The sequence below is a fragment of the Allobosea sp. P1_B10 genome (genome assembly GCF_056406735.1).
Window position 1 is genome coordinate 1 of record NZ_JBFTZP010000034.1, and the last position, 6161, is coordinate 6161.

General features: G+C 58.7%; 10 protein-coding genes. 6 read left to right on the forward strand and 4 right to left on the reverse strand.

Features of this window, described 5'->3' with window-relative positions; all coding sequences use genetic code 11:
- On the reverse strand, window positions 1–220 hold a 220-nt coding region (locus tag AC1D2L_RS25670; RefSeq protein WP_476848722.1), incomplete at its 3' end, for a PepSY domain-containing protein.
- 619 nt (window positions 221–839) lie between these two features.
- Here AC1D2L_RS25670 and AC1D2L_RS25675 point away from each other — a divergent pair.
- On the forward strand, window positions 840–1202 hold the full coding sequence (locus AC1D2L_RS25675; protein WP_476848723.1) for a hypothetical protein: 363 nt from the start codon (window positions 840–842) through the stop codon (window positions 1200–1202).
- A 307-nt stretch (window positions 1203–1509) separates the two neighbouring features.
- Here AC1D2L_RS25675 and AC1D2L_RS25680 read toward each other — a convergent pair whose 3' ends face one another.
- Window positions 1510–1770: a hypothetical protein gene (locus tag AC1D2L_RS25680; protein WP_476848724.1), complete on the reverse strand. Its 261-nt coding sequence runs from the start codon at window positions 1768–1770 to the stop codon at window positions 1510–1512.
- Window positions 1771–2039: 269 nt separating this feature from the next.
- On the opposite strand from AC1D2L_RS25680, the gene AC1D2L_RS25685 reads away from it, so the two are divergent.
- The 5 genes from AC1D2L_RS25685 (at window position 2040) to AC1D2L_RS25705 (ending at window position 4607) form a co-directional block, all read left to right on the forward strand.
- Complete coding sequence (locus AC1D2L_RS25685) at window positions 2040–2279, forward strand: helix-turn-helix domain-containing protein (protein ID WP_476848725.1); 240 nt, start codon at window positions 2040–2042, stop codon at window positions 2277–2279.
- Window positions 2280–2296: 17 nt separating this feature from the next.
- Entirely contained in the window at window positions 2297–2566 is a 270-nt protein-coding gene (locus AC1D2L_RS25690) for a hypothetical protein (RefSeq protein WP_476848726.1), read from the forward strand.
- A 214-nt stretch (window positions 2567–2780) separates the two neighbouring features.
- Complete coding sequence (locus AC1D2L_RS25695; protein WP_476848727.1) at window positions 2781–3065, forward strand: pyocin activator PrtN family protein; 285 nt, start codon at window positions 2781–2783, stop codon at window positions 3063–3065.
- Between the two features lie 673 nt (window positions 3066–3738).
- Window positions 3739–3966 carry a hypothetical protein gene (locus tag AC1D2L_RS25700; protein WP_476848728.1) on the forward strand — a complete coding sequence of 76 codons (228 nt, stop codon included), beginning with the start codon at window positions 3739–3741 and terminating at the stop codon, window positions 3964–3966.
- Window positions 3967–4343: 377 nt separating this feature from the next.
- On the forward strand, window positions 4344–4607 hold the full coding sequence (locus AC1D2L_RS25705; protein WP_476848729.1) for a hypothetical protein: 264 nt from the start codon (window positions 4344–4346) through the stop codon (window positions 4605–4607).
- Between the two features lie 444 nt (window positions 4608–5051).
- On the opposite strand, the gene AC1D2L_RS25710 is transcribed toward AC1D2L_RS25705, so the two are convergent.
- Entirely contained in the window at window positions 5052–5411 is a 360-nt protein-coding gene (locus tag AC1D2L_RS25710) for an HdeA/HdeB family chaperone (protein WP_476848730.1), read from the reverse strand.
- A 182-nt stretch (window positions 5412–5593) separates the two neighbouring features.
- Window positions 5594–6161: outer membrane protein (locus AC1D2L_RS25715; RefSeq protein ID WP_476848731.1), on the reverse strand; the 568-nt coding region annotated here is incomplete at its 5' end.

Here is a 6161-nt window from a genome sequence, read left to right on the forward strand (position 1 = left end):
TCCTTCTTGAGTCCTTCTTGAGGCCGGTGACGTTGGTGTAGCCGTTGGCCTCCAGGCGGCTCTTGGCCTGGCCCTCGGTGAAGCTGTTGGCGCCCGGCAGCGGGGCATTGGCATCCGCCGGGGCGGTCGGGGCGGGCTTCGGCGAGGTGGTAGCGGTCTGGGCCATGGCGCCGAAGGAGGTCGCCGTTGCGATCAAGGAAGCGATGATCAGCTTTTTCATGGTGGTCTCCCAAGGATTTGCGGACTGGCCGCGATGCCTGGGGGAACGGCGTCCCGCCCATTTAAGTTCCATTCCAAATCACGGATGCGTGAACGGAACTGGAATGGATTTCTCTGTTGAGCGGGGGCATTCCATCACCCGCCACGTAGGAGAGACACCCCTTCCGCCACTGCCATTGAAATCATTGAGTTTTTCTGATTTTTTTGTCGGATGACATAACCTTGATTGTGCGCCCTCCCCGCCGCCTTTTCGATTTACGGGCCAGCACCGCGTTCGGCAGCGCATTAGCTTAGGCAGTTCGTCCGGACGGGCGTAGGGTCTCGCTATCAGGAGGCTCGCTATGCGTACGCAAGAAGCCGGTGCCTTAGCTCAATCTACCTTAATCTCCACCAGCCACCAGTATCGGGAGGCGCTGTCACGGATTCGCGTCTTAGAGGACGCCAAGTCTGATAGCCCCGAGGGCCGCGAGCGACGCGCGCTCGAACTTGCGGTATCGCGATATTTGAGCGCGGGCGAAGGTGCTAAGCATTGAAAGGCACCGCCTCATTTGCGTTAGGGCGTTTTGGAACGCCACCGGCTCACAGCCGTTTCAGCCTCAACCGACAGGCCGAGGGATGCAATGGCTCCGATTCAATTCGCTATCGACTCTCCTGAGGCATTCGAGCGCGCCCGCGTTCGTATCAACGAGATTCGCAACCCATCAGACGATCCCCAACCGTTACTGGAAGCGGAGCTGACGGCATTATCCGAGGCGTGCGCCCTATGGGAAAACGCCACAGATATCGGAAGCGATGCCAACGGCCCGAAAGTTGAAAGCCAGACAATCGCGTCCGAGTCCGAATACAAGGCGGCTAAGAAGCGCAAGGCCGAATTGCTAGACCCCAGCAGCGGTCATCAGGAACGCACCGAGCTAGCCAGTCTGTCCGACGCTCTGGAGACGTGGGAATCTCGCCACCCGCCATCCACCGGCACGTTTGAGTAGGGGTGGGGGGCGCTCGCCGCGTTTAAGCCCCCGCCCGGCGAGGAGCTACGCTGCGATCGCAGCGATGGCCCTGACGATGTTCTCCAGTTCGCCTGTGTCTTGCTAAAGATTCGCCAACTTGGCGACTCTTCTCGCGCCCTTGGCAGCCTTTCGGCTGACGGGTTCTCACGGCGCTGCTGCTGCGGGCTTCGACGCGTCGCTGGCCCTGATTTCTATGCTACCGATTGCTCAACCGCAGCGCTGCCCCCCAGGGGCCACGGCGCCGGCACCTTCGAAACCGTGCCGGCGCCGACTTGTCGCGCACCGCTCAGGCCACCTTCCGCATCTCCTCGATCATGCTGCCGACCGCAGCGAGATGGTGGAACAGCAGCTCGCTCTGCGCATTGCTCAAGATCCGAAAGCGATCGTGCTCCGGCGTGCCTTCGATAACGAAGTTGTACGGGCCGACCGCCATTCCGAAGGCGCCCTCGATCTCAGGATAGAGCAGTTCCCATAGCATTTTCAGGCGGTACGAGATCTGCTCCATCTCGTCAGCGCGCCTCCACGCCTTTGAGAAGACTTCCGCCAATACCGTCTCGGGCTGCGCGGGGAGATTATCGTTGTTCGCCCTGGGCTCCTGGCAGGCGCGCCACAGACGAGCGGCCTCTGACAACGGAACCTGTGTGCGGGCGGTGAAACGGCCATAGTATCGCGGGGCATGTAGGTATGGGCGTTCATGGCGCGGCTCTTATGATTAGCGAATTTCGCCAACCATAGCGATAGATAACTCTAAATATTCTGTCAAGCGATAATCGCTAGCCCTAGCGGTGAAGCGAGTGTTGCGGTAGTCTGCCAGCCATGATCTCATCAGCTCAATGCCGTGCGGCCCGTGCCCTTTTGGAATGGACCCAGCAAGATCTCGCTGACGCCGCCAAGATCGGGAACGCCACCATCCGCAATTTCGAGAGCGGCAAGTCGATGCCACAGAGCGCGACATTGCGGGTGCTCGCTCAAGCACTCATCTTCGCGGGCGTGCAGTTTGTCGAGCCGGGTGTGGACCCTGCCGGCCCGGGTGTGGCGCTCCGCAGCGCTAAATAGCTCAAACGGAGACCGACATGGCAAGCGACGAGGAAGAGCCCAACGTCATACACTCGGATCTCTCACGCGAGATCACGCACGACGGAATCACGGTCAAGGTCAATATCTACGGCCTAGATGATCGCGAAGGTTGGGCCTTGGAGTTGGTCGACGAGGACTGGAACTCAACCGTCTGGGATGAGACGTTTCCCACCGACCAAGCCGCCTGGGACTACCTTCAGGCCGAAATCCAACGCGTTGGGTTGAAGAAGATCTTGGAAGCCGACGAGGGCGAGACGCTGCACTGAATGCATCGCGCAGCCGGCATCGAGTTCGTCTCCGACAAGCGCGGCGAAGGCGTCGTGAAGCTGAGAGCGAGCGCGAACATGTGGAATATTCAAGATTAATGTCTGACGTCAAAAGAAAATAGCAAATTTAAATTAAAATTAGATTCTGTCGCCAGAGTCTATCGCTTGCCATGGCAAATTTTCGAGTCAGGATCCCCATGGAAAGGGGATCGACATGAAGACATCTCTCATTTTGATGGCCCAGTATGACGGGCGCGCAGTCGTCCCGCTCTGGGAAATTTGCAGGGACTGCTTCACCCACCTGACTCCAGACGGGTTCGTCGCAAAGGCCGATGCTGGTGAGATTCAAATTCCGATCGTTCGGATGGACGACAGCAAGCGATCCCCAAGGGGGGTGCACCTCGCCGACCTGGCCACCTGCATCGAAAAGCAGACACGTTTGGCCCGTAGGCAGTGCCGCAAGCTTACGGGTGTGACCTACGGCGGCGTTAGGCCATGACCAACACCGCGCCCCTGGACACAGTCTATACGGCCGACGAGGCTTCCGCTCGTATGCGGATTGAAAGCGGGCACTCATAAAGCTCGGACGAGATATCGGCGCCTGCTCTCGGTCAAAGCGGGATAATCTCTTCAGCGAGCAAGATATCCTCGACATCTGGCAGGCGATGCGCTCGCCGCCGATCCACTATCACGGTCGAGCGGTGCACATACCGGCACGAGAGTCGCTATTTAACCTTTCCAAGCGGGCTCAGGAACTCCTTGGATCGAAGAAGAAGGATACGGCCAAGGAGGCGGAGCGCAAAAAGCGGCAGATGGCGCGGGCTCGGCTAGAAAAAGTGATCGAGCGGAATCAGCCATGGCCGACGAGCCCCTCCGCCAGTCTTCGTGACCCGCAGCACAGCTGCAGCGTTGATGCAAATCATCCCGGACACGTTTGAAATGTGGGTACGGGCCGGCTTCGCTCCCCAGGCACACATCAACCGCGGCCAGATCATTCGCTGGCACTGGCCCACGGTGGAAGCTCAGCTTGCCACCCGAGCCGCCCAGCAGGCGCATGACCCGAGCATTGTAACGGGGAGATATGTTGCTGTGCGTGAGCGGAAGAAGAAGCCGAAACCCTAGCCAATCCCGCTGCTCCGTGCTTCATGACGCAGGGGAATGGGAGGCAGGACTTGAACGACTCGTTAAAACAGCTTGATTCCTGCAAAAAGGCGCTGACGGCGGTTGAATTCGCGATCAATTGCGATGGTTCGGGACTTCCCGTTCAAGAAATAATCGAGCGCGTCATTTCAGCCTTGGAAGGTGGAACGGCCGGCCTGCTAGGCAAAGATCTAGCTGTGATCCTTCAGCGATTGCGGGCAGCTCCGGCGCAGCGTGCGCAATATCAGTTAGGGGAATAAGCACGATGTCAATCAGAGCGGGGACGCATGAAAATTCAAGTTATGACCGTGTCGCGGCTCAGTGCTGGCATTCGTTGCCGTCTGATTGGGGCAGACCCCAGCCTGTTTTCGCCCGCCGCCCTTTGGTTTGGCTCCTGTTTTTGATTTTATGCGACTTGCGACATGGCGCCAGGCTCGGTCCTCGATATAGCCATCTCCGCCACTGCGTTCGCAGTCGGACTGGATCCGGCATCCGTCCTACCTCTTTCGGAGTGATGCGCGATTCGTCTTGCTATCCGGAAGGATTAGGAATCTTCTAACGAGGCAGTTGTCTCCAAGCCTTTTTTGGGAATGACCGGTCGCGGTGTCGCATCGACGCTGCTAAGCGGAGACATGTCATGCACACAGGAAAAGGGATACTGGCCCTGCGTGGCGGGAAGTCGATCCCGCTCAGGTATGAATTCGGCAGCGACTACGGCGACACCCGAGCAGGCTACCTGCTTTGTGACACGTCGCGGCTCGACCCGGGTGAGTTATTCCACCGGCTTACGCTCGACTGTGACGATGGCACAAAGGTTGTTCTCGCTGTCATGCATTCCGGGGATCATTACCTGGCCGTGACCGGGCGCCTGGCGCAGCAACCTGAACGGGCAGCCGCATAGTCGCCTGAGCACGCCGGTTTGTGGATAAGGCTCCTCGCAGTGTCGCCCTCACCGCCACCGCTAGCACAACCCTAATGGCGCTATTCCGACGTGAATAGCTTCGCAGAACGTCAGCAGGCGGCTGAACTGCCGAGCTCAGCCGCTCTGTTAACTCGGTGCCTCAATCAAAATCATGGATGTCGCCAGCGCCAGTGCCGCGGCGCCTATCGTCAATGGCGGCGTTTAGTTGTGAGTCGACCAAATTGAGCGCGTCGCTGGGATTCGACAGGGCGACGTAAACTGTCGTGCCGGATTGGAATCTGCCCGCACCAGCCTCGAACCTCGTGGTAGAAGGTCAGCACGGATGCCTTCATTGCAGCGGCGCGCTCGGGCGACATGCTTCGCTTCGATCGTGTCACCATCACTCGTCGACTCTCTGCGGATCTCGCGGGAGTCGACGCGCCGTCATTTTGCGAGAACTATACCACGTTCCTTGCGCATCTTGTCGAACACAGAGCCAATCGCCTTGATGACTGTCACTCGCGGGTTCGCCTTACAGTAAACGATAATCTCGTGCTCGGCTTCCTTGGCGCGCGCGATGTTGATAAAATGCTTCTTGCCAAGCCCATTGTACCAGCCGCTATACCATGTCGTAAGTAAATTAGCATCTTCTTGAAACGTTCCTGCGAGTTGAGCGCAAGTCAGCTTCTGAACATTGAGGTAACCATTATCATCGGCGTAGGTTTTTAATTCAACTTGAGCGCTTGCGATAGATACTGAAGATATAGAAAAGATTGCGGCAGCGGTCATAATAATAGTTTTCATGGTCAATTCCTTCACTGGCTAGCGGTTGAGGGCAGGCAATGCGGAGCTATATGAATCACGCCGATGTCTAGACTGGACGAAGGCCGATCCGCCTAATCCGTCTCCTCCGCTTGTCGGAGCGGGCATCGGTCTAAGCAGCCCGGAGCAAAGCGCCGGGCTGCTTCCAGGTCCTTGTGTCGGTCTCAGAACTTGTAGTTCACGCCGACGCGAAGAAGCCCGGCGCCGCCGCCACCACTGGTTGTTGCGGTATAGACCCCAGCCGGAAGGGCACCGCCTACCGGGTTAATAAAGGTACGTGTCTCGCTTTCCTCGCCGGTATCAACGTAAAGTCCCTCCACCTTGAAGGTCCAGTTGTTGGTGAAGGCATATTCGACACCGCCACCGATGGTCCAGCCGGTATTGCTCGTGGAGTTTCCGGTGATAGGGTTAGTGTTGAGGCCACCGTAGGCCAAGCCGCCCGTGATGTAGATCAGGGTCCGGTCGAAGGCGTAGCCCAAGCGGGCGCGAACGGTGCCGAAATAGGCGCCATCGCCACTGCCCCCGCCACCCCACCATGTATAGGGGCCCCAGGCGACACCGCCGCCCCCCGCGTCGACATACTGGATGTCGGTCTCGAGGCCGTACACGATTGCGCCAGATTGCCAGTTATAGCCGATCTGGGCACCACCGACGAACCGGCCGTCGCTGCTGCCACCACCCAACGAGGCCGACGAGACAGCCGTCGGGCCCGTGACGATGACACCTCCTGAA

What these genes read in the sequence shown, in the direction of transcription:
- AC1D2L_RS25705 (WP_476848729.1), top strand. Translation starts at nt 4,344, where the DNA reads ATGCACACAGGAAAAGGGATACTGGCCCTGCGTGGCGGGAAGTCGATC.
- AC1D2L_RS25710 (WP_476848730.1), bottom strand. Translation starts at nt 5,411, where the DNA reads ATGAAAACTATTATTATGACCGCTGCCGCAATCTTTTCTATATCTTCA.
- AC1D2L_RS25695 (WP_476848727.1), top strand. Translation starts at nt 2,781, where the DNA reads ATGAAGACATCTCTCATTTTGATGGCCCAGTATGACGGGCGCGCAGTC.
- AC1D2L_RS25690 (WP_476848726.1), top strand. Translation starts at nt 2,297, where the DNA reads ATGGCAAGCGACGAGGAAGAGCCCAACGTCATACACTCGGATCTCTCA.
- AC1D2L_RS25675 (WP_476848723.1), top strand. Translation starts at nt 840, where the DNA reads ATGGCTCCGATTCAATTCGCTATCGACTCTCCTGAGGCATTCGAGCGC.
- AC1D2L_RS25685 (WP_476848725.1), top strand. Translation starts at nt 2,040, where the DNA reads ATGATCTCATCAGCTCAATGCCGTGCGGCCCGTGCCCTTTTGGAATGG.